Source organism: Natronorubrum sediminis (assembly GCF_900108095.1).
GTDB classification, from domain to species: Archaea; Halobacteriota; Halobacteria; order Halobacteriales; family Natrialbaceae; genus Natronorubrum; species Natronorubrum sediminis.
The window spans coordinates 104,560-118,915 of sequence record NZ_FNWL01000003.1 but is presented as its reverse complement, the minus strand read 5'-3'; the positions used below and the strand labels follow the sequence as shown (position 1 = coordinate 118,915).

The window sequence follows — 14,356 nt, the reverse complement described above, 5'->3', positions numbered from 1 at the left end:
AAACGGTACCCACGCCCGACTGTGAGCGGGAATCTACCGTGAAGGGTCGATTTGCTGTCGTTGTGTCGTATCTGATTCAGGTCACTCGAGCCAGCAGACGGGACGAACGTCACCGTAACGAGTCAGTCTGCCATCCACGGCTGGCCCGCCGGGTTGACCGAACCGCTCTTCTGGACGATATCGAAGGCCGTCATCACGTCAGACCTCGAGATGAGACCGACGAGGTCGCCGTTTTCGACGACGAGTAGGCGGCCGATGTTGTCCTCGCGCATCTGGTCGATCGCCGTCATCGCGTCGGAGTCGGGAGAAATCGTCTTGAGATCGCTCGTCATCACTTCCTCGACCGTGTAGGCGTCGCGTTCGACCGGTTTGATCTCGCGGGCGTCCGACAGCGTAACGAGACCCACGAGTCGGCCGGAGTCGAACCCGTTCGTGTCGATGACCGGATAGCCCGTGTGACGTTCGGTGAACATTCGCTGGATCAACGTCGCCACCGACGTCTGCGGTTCGACCGTGTGCAGGTCCCGAACTGGCGTCATGATGTCGCCAACGGTCACGTCCTGGAAGGCAGCCTTCATCGTCACCTGTTGGGCTTCACTCGAGGCGGCGATGTAGACGAAGAAGGCGACGCCGATGAGGATGATGTTGAATTGGAGCAGTCCGAACAGCCCCATGAAAATCGCGAACATCTTCCCGATGGACGCCGCCTGCTGGGTCGCCTTCGCGTAGGGTTGGCTGCGAGCGAGTAACGCCCGGAGGATGCGACCGCCGTCCATCGGAAACGCCGGGATCATGTTGAAAATGGCTAACGCGACGTTCAACACGGCCAGATAGCCGAGAACGAATCGCGTGCTGTCGAACGTTTCCGGCGTGAGGATAAAGAGAACGTAGGAACCGATGCCGACAAGCACGGAGACGATCGGTCCGGCGATGGCGATGGTGAACTCCTTTCGCCAGTCTTCTGGCATCTCCGAGAGCGCGGCGATGCCACCGAACAGCCAGAGCGTAATCGAGTCGATCGGAAAACCGTACCGTTGGGCCGTCAGCGAGTGGCCGAGTTCGTGTAAGACGACGCCGGCGAACAGGCCGATCGCCGCAGCGAGGCCGACGACGTACGGCAGCCACCACTCGGCGGTCAAGGCATCGCTGTCGATACCAGCACCCATGCTCAAGTTGAGAAGTTCAACCACTGGGTCGATCTGGGCACCGATGAGGTAGGCGAACAGCGGCAACACCAGTAAGAACGTCAGATCCAACCTGATCGGGATCCCGAACAGCGAGCCGATCCGGAAGCTCTTCATCATGCCCCATGGTACCTCCGGAAAGGCCTTAAACGCGCCGCCAGAACGCCGTTTGCTGTGAGTAGTTACGCAGGCTGGTCGACCGAAGACGTACTCGAGGGGAGAACGTCAGTACGAGACCGCCCGACATACCCAGAGCGTGGTTCGAAGCCTTTATCCGCACGGTAGGCCTGCGTTTTCGTAAGTAATCACAACCATGTCCGACAAACCCGCCTCAATGTATCGGGAAATCAGTAAGCCGGCGTACACCCGCCGGGAGTACATTACTGGGATCCCTGGTTCGAAGATCGCACAGCACAAGATGGGCGACGTCCGTGCCGACCCGGAAGAATATCCGGTCCAGATCAGCCTCGTCACCGAGGAAGAAGTCCAGATTCGCCACGGCAGCCTCGAGGCCTCGCGTCTCTCGGCTAACCGTCACATGCTGAAAAACGCCGGAGAGCACAACTACAAGATGATTCTCCGAAAGTTCCCCCACCACGTCATCCGTGAGAACAAGCAGGCGACGGGTGCGGGTGCAGACCGTGTTTCCGACGGGATGCGCCAGTCCTTCGGGAAGATCGTCGGCACCGCAGCACGAATCGACGCCGGCGAACGTATCTTCACGATCTGGTGTGACGTCGACGACGCCGAGTTCGCCAAGGACGCGCTCCGACGCGCCTACAACAAGATCTCGCCGCCGTGTCGCGTCGTCGTCGAGAAGGGCGAAGAGCAACTCATCGCGTAATATCGCGCAACCGACACGATTTGTACACTGTTCGCACACTCGTCGTGCGATCAGGTATCTTTCGACGCTCAGTGACGACCGTCTGCGCTGATCGTCTGTCTACCTATCGAATTCTATACCGGTTGGTCCCTCGGGACGAAAGCGGCTATCGAGGACGGCGTCGCCACGCGCCAGCGACGAACACGGGAACGAGGACGCCGATAAAGGAGAAGGCGAGAACCATCGTGAGGACGTTCGGGTCCGAAAAGCTCGTCGTCGCGATGAACAACGCGAGTGCCGCATTTCGAGCGGCGGTCGTCGTCGCCAGCACTTCACGTGTATCGCGAGTCGGTCCGCCGAGGACGTACCCGGCCAGGAGTGCGACGACGACGATCAGACTCGAGGCCAATAGCGTCCCGGTGCCGACGAGACTGAGCATGTCGTCGATGTAGACGACCACCAACAAGACGAGCAAGAAAGCGAACGAATAATCAGAAAGTCGCTGAGTCGGTGGATACAGGCGGCCGGAAACGGATTCGTACCGGATGTCGATGGCGAGTCCGACGACCAGCGGAACGAGTTGGACGGCGATAACTAACTGAGCGATCCCGACGGGGTCGGCTGCGGCGTCGCCGGGGATGAGCAGCGCGGCCGTTATCGGAACCGAGACGACGGAGAGTATTCCTAACACGGCCATGAGCCCGCTTGCAAACGCGATATCACTCTCGGAGATCTCCGCGATCTTCGGCCCGAAGGGAGCGCCCGGTGCCATGGCTATTAGCAGGATACCGATCGCATGTCCCGTACTCATCGGGATGATCCAAACGATAGCGTACGCAGCCAGTGGGACGAGGGCGAGATTTACCAACAGCGACTTCGCCAGAAGCCGTCGCTTCCTGAGCGCGTTCACTAACTGAGCGGGCGCGAGTTCGAACCCCATCGCGAGCATCGTCGACAGAACGAAAACGGTCGTCGCGACATCCACAATCGCATCGACGGGGACCGCTACCATTCGTCTCCCACGATAGTCGAATGTATGTAAACGATCAGTATATGTCATTCGTTACTCGACGGCGACACTGTACTCCTCACCACCTTCGAGGTACCTTCGAGGCTCCTTCGAGGCACCTTTTTACCCGTCTCCACCCCACACTCGAGTATGATCGATCTCGCGGTCGCCAACGATCAGGAGACATTCCAACGGATGCGCGAGCCGTTGGCCGAACGGGGAATACAAGTTCACCACGTGCCCGCGAGTGAACGCGTCGTTTCGCTGGGAGAGAACGCGCCGTGGTCGGGCGAGGAGTACGACGTCGGCTTCGTCTACCCCGGTCGACTGATGGAAGGGGGAGTCGCAGACGCCTTGCTCGAGGTGCCGTGGCTCAACGATCACGAAACGGTCCTCACCTCGCGGAACAAAGCCGAGGTGCTCGCGCGCCTCGAGCGAGCCGATCTGCCGGTGCCGAAGTCGGTCTACGTCTCGAACGAGGTCGGAGCGGAGGAACTAACCGACGCGTTCGAACGGTTCGAGCCACCGGTCGTCGTCAAACCGAACTCGACGACGCGAGGCGTCGGCGTCGCGAAAGCTCACGACCTCGATTCGTTTCTTGGCATCTGTGATTACCTCTCGCTGGTCCACGATTACCGCGCGACGGGTGATCGGTCCTTCCTCGTTCAGGAGTACCTCCCCGACGCGACCGACTATCGGGTGATGGTCCTCGAGGGCGAGTACGTGGGTGCCGTCGAACGGCGACTCCCTGAGGACGCCGTTTCGGAGGGCCAGTGGAAGCACAACGTCCACCGCGGTGCAGTGGCTACCGGCGTCGACCTGCCCCACGTCTGGCGAGACCTCGCCGAATCCGTCGCGAGGGAACTCGAGATTCCCTTCCTCGGGGTCGATTTGCTCGAGACGGGCGAGAAACTGGTGGTCAACGAGACGAACGCGCGGCCGACGATCGACGAGGAGACGAAGTACGAACCGGACTTCTACGATCGACTCGCAGCGGCGATTCGAAACGCTGCCGATCGGAACTGAACGAGAACGATCGAACCGGAGGCGGCGACTGTGCTGTGAGACGAAGTGTGCGTGAGCGAACGAGTCGACAAAAACGGCGACACGCGACCGCGAGCGTCGTTATTCGAGACTGATTCCGGACGACTGTTCTGCGAGATCGAAGACGACCTCGAGGACGCCGTTGTTGTAGGTCGCGGCGGCGGAGTGTTCGTTGACGCGCTGTGGGAGCGAGACGCGTTCGTCGTACTCACGGTGGTCGCTCGAGGCGGAGATGGTCAGTGACTTGCCATCACACTCGAGGTCGATGTTGTGTTTCTCGACGCCGGGAAGGTCTGCGATGACGCGGATCTCCTCGTCGGTTTCGTGGATGTCGACGTGCGTGTCCATGCCGAAGCCGTTGTCGACGTCACCCGAGGAGGCGAAATCGACGTTCCCATCTGCACCGTTCATCATCTCGTTCATCATCCGCTCGATCTCGCGAAACAGATCATCGAAGGGTTCGTCGCGGTCGTCTCGGCGCATACGAGGAGATAGTAGACCGCGAGGCAAAAACTTTCTGTCGTCACTAGTTGTTCGGGGTGAACGAAATCACCGACCGTAACGGCGGCGAAACTCTCGAGTAGAGATCGGAAAGCCGTCGATTACAGCCCGACACCCATCGTTTCGTTGGTCAACTCGATGCTCTCTTCGGCGTCGGCTTCGCCAAGGACCGCACGGATCGCGTCGACGTTCTCGGGGACGACGTCGCTCTCCTGGTGGATCCCTTGGAAGAGGTAGAGGTCGCGCCCGACGGTCGAGATGGATTCCTCCCAGATGCAGTTCTCCCAGATGTCGGCGCGCGGGCGACCGACGTCCATCGCGTACTCCTTGAGTTTCCCGCTGCCGTCGATGGCCATCGTCTCGGGGATCAAGAACAGACGCGACTCCTCGGCCAGCAGTTCGCGAACGTCTGCAGCGTCGACCTCGGCCTCGAGGGTGACGTTGAGGCTGTGCATGTGCATCAGCGTCGCGGGGACTTTCATCCCGAGCGTGTCGATGTCGAGGTCATCGAAGATGGTCTCCACGTCGGGACCGTGATGGGAGGGGATCGTCACCGGATTCGGCAGAATGTCGTTGATCGGGCCGCGATCGGTCTGTCCGGGATCGCCACCGCGGCGGACGAGCGTCGCCCGGACCTTCTCGACACCGTAGGCTTCGCGAAGGGGCGCGATCACACGGGAGAGGCCGGTCGTGTTACAAGAGACGACGCGGACGTGGTCGGCACCGACGGCGTCCGCGAAGTTCGATCGTGCGTTGAAACTCGTGTCGACGAGGTCGGCGTCCTCGCCACCCTGGTAGAGTGCGGGCGTGTCGTACTCCTCGTAGAGGGCCTTGTTCTCGGCACCGATTCCGGAGGGCGTAGCGTCGACGACGATATCGGCTGCGTCGACGAGGTCCTCGACGGGGCCCGCGATCTCGAGTCCGGCTTCGGCGAACTGGTCGGCGCGTTCTTCGATGGCTGCGTAGAGGTCGAAGTCCTTCTCGAGTGCCGTCTCGGCCTCGAAGTTGGGTCGCGTCTTGGCAACGCCGAGAACGTCCATGTCTGGTTGTGCTCGAACGGCGTCCGCGACGCGTTTGCCGATCGTGCCGTAGCCGTTGATGGCGACCTGAATCATATGCCCGAAACTGCACTACCGAACGGGATAACCGTTTCGAGGCTTCGCGATCGATTGTTACTCAGAAGAGAGTTTTACGTCGGCTATCGTGAGTATTTCGGGACGTACCGTCGTCGATGAAAACCAGTGATCGTCCGCTCGTTCGTGTGTGACTTTTTAGGAAAAGCCGCCGGAAACCATCGGCATGGTCACACTCGACTACGACGTGACGCGCCGAGATGGCGTCACGTTCGTGACGGCGCTCGTTCGAAACACGCAGACGACGCCCCAGACGGTCCGTCTCGAGAGTCGACTCGAGGGACCGGTCTGGCCGCCACGACGCGACGGCATCACCACACCCGAGTGGGACGGGAAGACGTGGAACGGAACGATCAAACCGGGACGCACTCGAGGAATCGGATTCGCAAGTCCAGCCCAGCCGACGGAGCCACCACTCGAACGCTGCGACGAACGTCGGTGTCGACGTTCCGGCAACGAAAGTGCGACACCAGCGGAAACGCTCGCCACACTCGAGGGGTGGGCGCCACCGACCGACGTGTTGCCACCGGCGCCATGATCGTCGCCGTCACCGGCGGGAAAGGTGGCGTCGGCAAATCGACCGTCTCGTTGAACCTCGCTCGAGAACTCGACGCCGTCGTCGTCGACGCCGACCTCTCGACGGCGGACCTCCCTCGCGGGCACGGCCCCGACCTCCACGACGTGCTCGCGGGGCGGGCAACCCCGCTCGAGGCCGTCGACTCGTTTGGCTCGGTTCGCGTCCTGCCCTGTGGGCGAACGCTCGCCGGTGCTCGCGCGGCGAACCTCGCTGCGCTCGAGGACGTATTCGGGCGACTCGAGCGATCATGTGGCCGCGTCGTCGTCGATTGCCCGGCGGGGCTGGCACGCGACGTCGGAACCCAGTTACACAGTGTACACGCCGCGGTCCTCGTCACGACGCCGACCGAATCCGCACTCGTCGATGCGCTCAGAACGCGAGCACTCGCGCGCGACCTCGAGACCCCAATTGCGGCGGTCGTTCTCAATCGCGTCAGAACGCCAGACGACGAACTCGCGACTCGAGTCGAACGAAGGTTCGGGGCGAAAACGACGGTAATCGAGGAACGAGCGGCGATCGACGAGGCGATGGCCCAGTGGCGACCAGTACGTGACTGGCACCCTACCAGTGAGGGAACCGCCGGCTTCGAATCGCTCGCGCGAGCGATCGAACGCTGTGAAAAGCGCCTCTCGGGTCGCGTCGGCGTCCTGTAAACAGCCGTCTCGCGTATCGGTTCGGCCTCTCTGGCGAGTACGTCTTTGGCACATTACTGATCCGGAGTCTCCGCGTCCCGAGTGGTCGTCGACGCTGACGTCGATTCGTGGAGATTCGCGCGAGCGTCCGTTCCCTCGAGGTCGATCGGCGCAGAACTCACTCGTTCGTGCCGACACTTCCGAATCGTGAGTTCGCGTCCGCTCGCCGACTCGCGGACCGATGGTGCCGACTCGACGGCGACGACTGCGTCGGCCGCGTGAATCGTCGCGGTTCTGTGCTCGGGACTGACAGCGCCCTCGAGACAGTGCAACAACGCGATACTCTCGGTTTCGACCAGTCGATCCTTCAGATCGTTCAAGAACGAGACGTACGCTTCTCGATCGTGGCGTTCCAGTGGGCCCATCACGTCGACGACGAGGGTCGCACCCGTTGGTAACTTCTCGATGAAGGCCGTCGCATCCTCGAGTCGGTCGTCGCCAGTGACGCGGCGGATCGTTGGGGTTCCAGTGTCGACGGTGGTCGTCTCGAGGGCCCGCCGGACGTTGTCGGCCGATCGGTCGGTCGTCAGATACAGCGTTCCGCGAGGAGCCGTGGCCTCGTAGACCAGGTGTTCGGACTGGCTGGCAGGCTCGGCCGTCACCGCGAGGACGGACCCCGGAGCGAGGCCACCGCCGAGATGGCGGTCGAGTGGCACAATCCCCGTCGACAATCGGTCGTCGTCGTACGCAACCGCCGTTTGATCGGTCACGTGTCGCGTCCGCAGCGTTTCGACGACGTCCGCGTAGGCACTCGTCGTCGCCTCGTCCGTCAGCGGCGACTTCGCCTCCGGAACCACACCGAGGACCGGTACGTCGACCCACGACTCGATCGCCGGTGGAACGCTCGAGCACCTGTTCACCACGACGCCGAGGACGCGCACGCCGAGTCGACGAGCCATCGCGACCGTCGTTTTGGCAGCCTTCAGACTTCGATCCCCGTCAGTCGTGACGACGACGACGCCGTCGGCAGCCGAGAGCGGTTCCACCACGTCCGGCCCCGCACCGGACGGACAGTCCACGAGTAGCTGACCGGTTTCGCTCTCGAGACTCCCCAGTACGGACTCGAGGTCGAGTGAGTCGGTGGGGGCCGGAGCCGGAACGATGCCGGCGCTCGTGGTTCGCGGACTCACCTGCGCGATCGATCGAAGATCGACGCCGTCAGCGTCACCTGTTCGGTCGCTACTTCCAGTGTCAGTCGAGATCATTGCGAGTGTCGGTTCGCGGTCGACACCGCCTGCAACGTGTACGTTCGGGAGCTGTCTGTCAGCGTCGATCGCGATAGCTGGCGTGCCTTCTCGAGCGAACGCCTCCGTGAGTCCGAGTGTCGTTACTGTCTTTCCACATCCACCTTTCGCACCGGCGATGGCGATCATAGGGTGTCTGGTGCGGCTTCCTTTTTGAACCCGCGGCCGTTGGAACTGACAGCGAGACGGCGTTAGCGACGATGATCAAAACACCAGCACGGACTCGAGAACCGAGACGGAGAGGCCGTAGATGATCATCGACGCGATGAGCGCCCGGCCGACGTGATAGCCAAAGAGCGCGCGGTCCATCCCGTATCGGAGCGCGATCGAAAGCGGGAGGAGGATCACGCAGAGCGCGATCAGGTAGACACCGACGACGATCGCGAGCGATTCGGCGGGGAACGCAGCGGCGTCGAGATCCGTCGTGTCCATCACGTTCTCGTCGGCAATCATCTCGGCCATCGCGACCGTTGCGCCGGCGACGAGCGGCCCGAAGTACGCCGCCGTGTTGTCGAGGGTCTCCGTCACCTGTTTGAGGCTCCGTTTGGTCTTGGCTTCGACCTCGTCGAGTTCCTCGAGATGGTCAGCCATCGAAACGATGGCTCTTCCCGCCGGTTTACCTTCCTCGGCGGCGATTGCGAGCAACGCAGCAGTCCCGTGGGCTCGAGGGCTCGGTACGGCTTTCAGCGCGCCGTATTCGCCGAGGAAAGCCGCTTCGACGCTTGCGTGGAGGCGACGCTGAACCCCGGCCGCGTGTTCGAAGACCGCGCCAGTTTCGGCTGGGACCCGCTCGGCGGCGAGTTCGATGGCTGACTCGACGGACTCGCCCTCGGCGACCTGTCGACCGACGATGTAGAGGGCGTCGGTGAGGTGTGCTTCGACGGCCCGGACGTCGTTTCGAACCGCGAGAATGGGCGTGAATATCGCGAAGAGAGCCGTCCCCAGACCGAGGCCGACACCGATGACCGGTGCCAGATGGGGCGGTCCGAACGAAGCCGTGATCGCATAGCCAACTCCCGTTGCGAGTACGCCCCATAAGCCGCGAATCCAGAGCCGGTCGGGAACGTCGGGATGGTCGTGGCTGACGTTCGGTGGCGGAAAGGCGACCGGGCGACGGGTGAGCAACCAGAGGCTCGCAGCGACGAGACACGCCGGGAGAACGACGTTGTACAACAGGACGAAGATCCAGATGTTGACCGGAATGCCGACCATCGGAACGGCAGGCACGAGCGCGATCAGTGCGAGTGGAACCATGATGCCGAACGCGAACAGTGCCGTCGTCGGCCCGCGAATCGCTGCCGTGAAGTCCGCCATCTGATTTCGCGTGCCGGTCAGGACGGCCGACAGTGCCCGGTCGAGCGTCCGAATTCGTTCCCCATCAGGAGCGTCCTGGGCCGTCGCGAGCAGGTGTGCAGAGCGTCGCAATGCGGGAAACCACGTCGCCCACTCCTCGGCGAACGAGAGGAGCCCGGTCTGTGCGGTCCCCATCGATCGGTCGATGTGGCCGTTGAGACTTGCCGCGAGCGGACCGCGGCCAGTATCGGCCGCGAACCGAACGGCGCTCTCGAGGGCCGGCTGGACTTGCATGCGTAACACGGCGCGACCGACGAGATTCGGCGTGTCGCCGAGAGCCTCCGTTCGGCGAAACGCCGCCTGCAGGTGTGGCAGCGAGTGAATCGAGTGAATTGCTGCAAGCGGAGTCACCAACACGAAGAACAAGACGAACGAGAGTGGCGTCTCCGTCAACAGTAGCGGGAGTGGAATCACCGCACCGAGAATTCCGCCGCCGTACCCCGCCCGAACGATCGTCTCGGCGTCGTGGGGCGACTCGATAAACGAAAGTGACTCGGCGAGTTCCTCGCCCGCATCGACCTCGTAGGGGTAGAGCGCGGAAAGGTGCACCACGAGTGTGTCGAGCGACGACATCGGTCACTCGAGCCTCCGATCGGCGTACGCCGCTGCGACGTCACGCGGAGTGGTCCGTCCGTCGGAAACGAGAGCCGAAATTTCCTCGGTTCGGTCGGCAATTTCCCGACGAACCGACGCGTACGCCTCGGTCGGTCCAGCCAGGTGATCGACGAGTCGGCTCTCACCGCGATCGATCCGACCGGTCGAGACGGCCCGTTCGCCCTCGAGTTCGTACAGCGACTCGAACCAGATTTCCTCGCCGTTGGCGATGACCTCCTCGACCGTCGCAACACGGCGGCTCCGTCCGGTCTCCGTCTCGTGGGCTTGGACCGTCACGACGAGATCCGTCGCACCGAACGACGAGGGTTCGACGTCGAGGTCGGAGACGACGCGTTCGTAGACGTCGTCGCCACCATCACCGTGGATCGTTCCGAGCACGGCGTTCGCGTTCGCACCGACGCGCATCGCCTCGTAGAGGACGTGCGCCTCGTCCCCGCGAATTTCACCGACTACGAGCGCACCATCGCCCAGCCTGAGAGCCGTCTTGAGCGCTTCGCCCGGGGAGAGTTCCGGACCGTCGTCCGAGCCGGTTCGGAGCGCCTGAACGTCTCGGTCGACCGACTGGAGCGACTCGACCGGCAACTCCGGCGTATCCTCGATCAACACGGTTCGCGTATCGGGCGTCAGTTCGTACAACAGCGTTCCGAGCAGCGTCGTCTTCCCAGAGCCTCGAGTGCCGGCGATCAACGCGGCGGCGTTTCGCTCGATGGCGACCGAGAGAAAGCCGGCGACAGCCGCTGGCATGGTTCCATTCGCGACGAGCGCGGGGAGCGTGAAGCGATCCCCAGCTTCCTCGCGAAACGCGAACCCGACTCCCGACGCGACCGGTTCGGTCACACCTGCGACGCGAATGCCCGTGCCGTTTTCGAGCGTAGCGACCGCATCGACCGTCGGGTTCGCTCTCGAGAACGCGCGCCCGCTGGTTCGGCGCACGCGAGAGGCCAGCGCACCAGCGCCATCCGATGTCAAGTGGACGTTCGTCGTCATGGACTCGCCGTCGACGACGACGCGAATCGGGTTCTTCGACACGGGCGAGGTCACGTAGACGTCCGTCACCCGTTCGTCGGCGAATAAATCCTCGAGAATGCCGTATCCACTCGTGTGCTTGGCGAGGACGCGAGCCAGTACCGGATCTGCCGGCTCGTCCGTCGCGTACTCGATCGCACGGGAGGCCGCCCGATCACCCTCAACGTAGCCCTCTGCGATGGCTTCGTAGCCTGCGAGGAGGTGCCCTCGCTCCGCCTCTGAGAGCGTCTGATCGACGACGTCGAGGACGTACAGCGGAACGCTATCCGGTCGCACGTAGATGCGGGCTTCGCTGCCGGTCTCGAGCGTCCGGGCGTCCTCGAGGCGCCCGTCGTCGCCCAGTCGATGATCGAGGAAGTAGTGACCGATGGTGAGGCCAGTGGCCGAGTAGAGCGCCGATTCGTAGCTATCGACGGCACGGACTGCTTCGAGAAGGCCCGACTCGAGTGCGACGTCGCCGACGGGGCCAATTTGGTCGGCGACGTCCGGCGTCACCGAGAGCGGGTCGCGCGTAACGGCTTCAGCGAGACGTTCGTCTCGGTCTCCGAGCAACTCGAGGAAGCGGCCTGCTGCACCGAGGAGGTCCACGCCTCGCTGGTCGTAGCGGCGTTCGATCCCGCTCGAACGGGTGCGGATTCCCGAGACGTCACGGTCTGAGAGGGCTTCGACGGCGGCGTGTCGACACGCCGGGGAACTCGCGAGGTCGCCGTCACACCCGTCTGCGTCGATGAGCAACCGGTCGTCTTCGAACGTGAGTCGACACGTACACGCAGCCCCCGTCTCGCCGTCGTCGAACAGTGAGGGCCACTCGAGGTCGGCGAAAACGGACCTGAGTGCGTTCGTGACACCATCCTGAGACATGCCGATACTGGCCGCGTGATCCGGTTTAAACTCAGGCATAGGATGCGACGACGATGGGGTCGCCGTCGTCGGTTTCGACGAGGCGAAAGACGAGTTGCTGGTCGCTGCTGCCACCGATTTCGGTCGAACCGGTGCGATCAGGATCGTTCCAGACGATGGTCGCGTCGATCGTCTGTTCACGCGTCGTCCCGTCCGCGAGGACGTACCGGGCGTGGGTATAGCCGCTACTCTCGTGTGGATCCAGTTCGAAGTGGTCAACTCCTTCCGTGGTGAGCGTACTCGCGGGAAGCGCCAGGTCGACGACGCGCTGTGGATCGGGATGGCCCGCCGGTGTCACCTCCTCGTTCGATTCGAGATCGGTCACGGCGTCGTCGATCGACGCGAGCGTGGTATCGACCTGTCGCTCACTGTTGAGCGTCGCTGCCCGGTCGATCGCGGGCATCGAAAGTACGAGCAGCGCAACTGTCACCAACACGATGAGGACGTAGCGAATCACGCGAACCGGGCCCGCAATGAGGCGACGAACGACCTCGAGTCGGATTCGTTTCCACCAGCCTCGGACGAGTTCGACGCGTGCTCGTCGATGGCTGGTGATTCCCTCTCCGATCCCATCTCGTCGGCAGCGTCGTCGAGAAGGTCCGATGCGACGGCCTCGGCGCTGGCTGTCACCCGATCTGGCCTCTCCTCGAGTGTACTCGGGGCCGAAATTCCGTCGCGTTCGGATCGGGCCGCCGACTCCGCCGAGACAGCCACGCCAGACTCGGCTTGCACAGCCTCGCTCGACCTGGCTGGGGGAACGCCGGGTGCTTCGTCAACGCGGTCTGATGTCGGATTCGCTGCGTCTCGGTTCGCGAGGACGCGCTCGAACTCGTCCAGACGGTACTCGAGTCGGTCGACGGCTGCAATCGCCGCATCGGCTCGTCGCTCGACGCCGTCGTTGACTGTCCCTACGTTGTCGACGAACCCGCTAACGGCATCGACGGATCCCTCGAGTTCGGCGAGTCGGCGCTCGTGTTCCTCGAGGCGCGCTTCGAGTCGGTCGACGGTTGCTGTCAACGTCGCGAGATCCTCGAGTCGATCGAACTCGAGATCGTTGTCGACGACCGCGCGCTCGACTGCGGAAAGTCGCTGGTCGATCCGCTCGATATCGGTCATGGGGGTGTTGGCCGCGCCATCGTATTTAAAGACCATCACGGCCGATTCAGGTCCGAGAGCAGAGTCAGCCACCAGAGAGATTACACGACATCGCTCGCACGTGGACTGTCACCGCCGTGTGGCGTGTCCCGCGTTCGTATCTGTGCCGAGTGAATCGTCTCGGTCGTGTCGTCGATGATGACGACCGCACCGGGGGCCTCGGGCAGTCGATCCGCGTCCGATAACGACCCGTTCAGGTACGTCGGTTGTGCTCGTTCCAGCGCCTCGAGGTCCGCCTGAGCTGTCAGCCGATGGGAAACCAGAATATCGGCCTGAGAGATGCCGACCGGCGGAATCGCACTCGGGCGCTGGGTCGCCGAGACGAGGCTCACACCGGGTGCACGCCCGCGCGTCAGGATCCGTCGAAGCGCCGGTTCAGCGACTCCGTCGAAGAACGTGTGCGCCTCGTCGAGGAGCACCCACGGCAGTCGGTCGATGGTTTCCGTGACGCGAGCGCGATAGAGCGTCTCCGCGACGCCACGACAGACGACGTTCATCGGCGCGGACTCGAGTCCCGAAACGTCGAGTACCGTGACTTCGGGCCCGGCGAGCGCCGCTGCCTCGATTCCGTCTGAATCGAAGACGTCCCACGCCTCGGCGAGTCGCAGGTGATTACTCGCGGCTCGCGTATCGGCGGACGGTGCACCAGCGTTCTCGACGTGAGCCAGCATTCCCGAGAGCGTCGTTTCGCGCTGCGCTGCCCGCCAGATCAGCCCCCCTGCGCCGCTCTCGGGCGAGAGGCCCAGCAGCGCACACCACGAGCTGGGGTCGAGTGCAGTCGGCGCGACAGCCGGCTCTGCGATCACCGTCGCCGGAACCGGTGATTCGGTCGACGGGGCGGCGAGCGTGTCGAAGACACCCATCGGGTCGACGATCACCGGTGCGACGCCTCGCGCTCGAGCGAGCCCCTCCGCGAGGACGCCCAGCGTGTAGGATTTCCCGTATCCACGTTTTCCGACGACTAACATCGCGTGGGGTCCGTCGAAATCGACGTGCAGCGGTGCACCTTCGCTGCCATCGCGAGCGCGATACGAACCGAGTCGCCCCACCGGTCCCGCTTCGAGCGCACCGCGACGTCCGAGTATGAAACTCACGTAGGG

Annotated in this window: 14 protein-coding genes; 4 read left to right on the top strand and 10 right to left on the bottom strand. The window is 63.3% G+C overall.

Annotated elements, in window-relative coordinates:
• Positions 1–122 precede the first annotated feature (122 nt).
• The gene (locus tag BLW62_RS14155) at positions 123–1,304 is read right to left on the bottom strand and encodes a CBS domain-containing protein (RefSeq protein WP_090507703.1); all 1,182 of its coding nucleotides are present in this window, start codon (positions 1,302–1,304) and stop codon (positions 123–125) included.
• Between the two features lie 193 nt (positions 1,305–1,497).
• Here BLW62_RS14155 and BLW62_RS14150 point away from each other — a divergent pair, with 193 nt between their 5' ends.
• Positions 1,498–2,028 carry a 50S ribosomal protein L16 gene (locus BLW62_RS14150; protein WP_090507702.1) on the top strand — a complete coding sequence of 177 codons (531 nt, stop codon included), beginning with the start codon at positions 1,498–1,500 and terminating at the stop codon, positions 2,026–2,028.
• A 145-nt stretch (positions 2,029–2,173) separates the two neighbouring features.
• On the opposite strand, the gene BLW62_RS14145 is transcribed toward BLW62_RS14150, so the two are convergent.
• Positions 2,174–3,019 carry a bile acid:sodium symporter family protein gene (locus tag BLW62_RS14145; protein ID WP_090507701.1) on the bottom strand — a complete coding sequence of 282 codons (846 nt, stop codon included), beginning with the start codon at positions 3,017–3,019 and terminating at the stop codon, positions 2,174–2,176.
• Between the two features lie 147 nt (positions 3,020–3,166).
• Here BLW62_RS14145 and BLW62_RS14140 point away from each other — a divergent pair, with 147 nt between their 5' ends.
• Complete coding sequence (locus tag BLW62_RS14140) at positions 3,167–4,042, top strand: ATP-grasp domain-containing protein (RefSeq protein WP_090507700.1); 876 nt, start codon at positions 3,167–3,169, stop codon at positions 4,040–4,042.
• 99 nt (positions 4,043–4,141) lie between these two features.
• Here the strand turns inward: BLW62_RS14140 and BLW62_RS14135 are convergent, their stop codons facing one another.
• Both BLW62_RS14135 and BLW62_RS14130 read right to left on the bottom strand, forming a co-directional pair.
• A complete protein-coding gene (locus BLW62_RS14135; protein WP_076583746.1) occupies positions 4,142–4,543 on the bottom strand; it encodes an Hsp20/alpha crystallin family protein in 402 nt (133 codons plus the stop codon).
• A 119-nt stretch (positions 4,544–4,662) separates the two neighbouring features.
• The gene (locus tag BLW62_RS14130; protein ID WP_090507699.1) at positions 4,663–5,676 is read right to left on the bottom strand and encodes a type II glyceraldehyde-3-phosphate dehydrogenase; all 1,014 of its coding nucleotides are present in this window, start codon (positions 5,674–5,676) and stop codon (positions 4,663–4,665) included.
• 184 nt (positions 5,677–5,860) lie between these two features.
• On the opposite strand from BLW62_RS14130, the gene BLW62_RS14125 reads away from it, so the two are divergent.
• Positions 5,861–6,232, top strand: coding sequence for a DUF7857 domain-containing protein (locus tag BLW62_RS14125; protein WP_090507698.1), 372 nt, complete (start codon positions 5,861–5,863; stop codon positions 6,230–6,232).
• Entirely contained in the window at positions 6,229–6,924 is a 696-nt protein-coding gene (locus BLW62_RS14120) for a MinD/ParA family ATP-binding protein (protein WP_090507697.1), read from the top strand. The genes BLW62_RS14125 and BLW62_RS14120 overlap by 4 nt, the downstream gene beginning before the upstream one ends.
• Positions 6,925–6,977: 53 nt before the next feature.
• Here the strand turns inward: BLW62_RS14120 and BLW62_RS14115 are convergent, their stop codons facing one another.
• The 6 genes from BLW62_RS14115 to BLW62_RS14090 form a co-directional block, all read right to left on the bottom strand.
• A complete protein-coding gene (locus tag BLW62_RS14115) occupies positions 6,978–8,336 on the bottom strand; it encodes a DUF7125 family protein (protein ID WP_090507696.1) in 1,359 nt (452 codons plus the stop codon).
• Positions 8,337–8,411: 75 nt separating this feature from the next.
• The gene (locus tag BLW62_RS14110; RefSeq protein ID WP_090507695.1) at positions 8,412–10,133 is read right to left on the bottom strand and encodes a secretion system protein; all 1,722 of its coding nucleotides are present in this window, start codon (positions 10,131–10,133) and stop codon (positions 8,412–8,414) included.
• A 3-nt stretch (positions 10,134–10,136) separates the two neighbouring features.
• Positions 10,137–12,062: an ATPase, T2SS/T4P/T4SS family gene (locus tag BLW62_RS14105; protein WP_090507871.1), complete on the bottom strand. Its 1,926-nt coding sequence runs from the start codon at positions 12,060–12,062 to the stop codon at positions 10,137–10,139.
• A gap of 31 nt (positions 12,063–12,093) precedes the next feature.
• Complete coding sequence (locus BLW62_RS14100; protein WP_090507694.1) at positions 12,094–12,558, bottom strand: DUF7311 family protein; 465 nt, start codon at positions 12,556–12,558, stop codon at positions 12,094–12,096.
• Positions 12,555–13,217: a DUF7310 family coiled-coil domain-containing protein gene (locus BLW62_RS14095; RefSeq protein WP_090507693.1), complete on the bottom strand. Its 663-nt coding sequence runs from the start codon at positions 13,215–13,217 to the stop codon at positions 12,555–12,557. The genes BLW62_RS14100 and BLW62_RS14095 overlap by 4 nt, the downstream gene beginning before the upstream one ends.
• Positions 13,218–13,297: 80 nt before the next feature.
• Positions 13,298–14,350 (bottom strand): ATP-binding protein, encoded by a 1,053-nt coding sequence (locus BLW62_RS14090; protein WP_090507692.1) that lies wholly within the window; start codon positions 14,348–14,350, stop codon positions 13,298–13,300.
• Between the last annotated feature and the right edge of the window lie 6 nt (positions 14,351–14,356).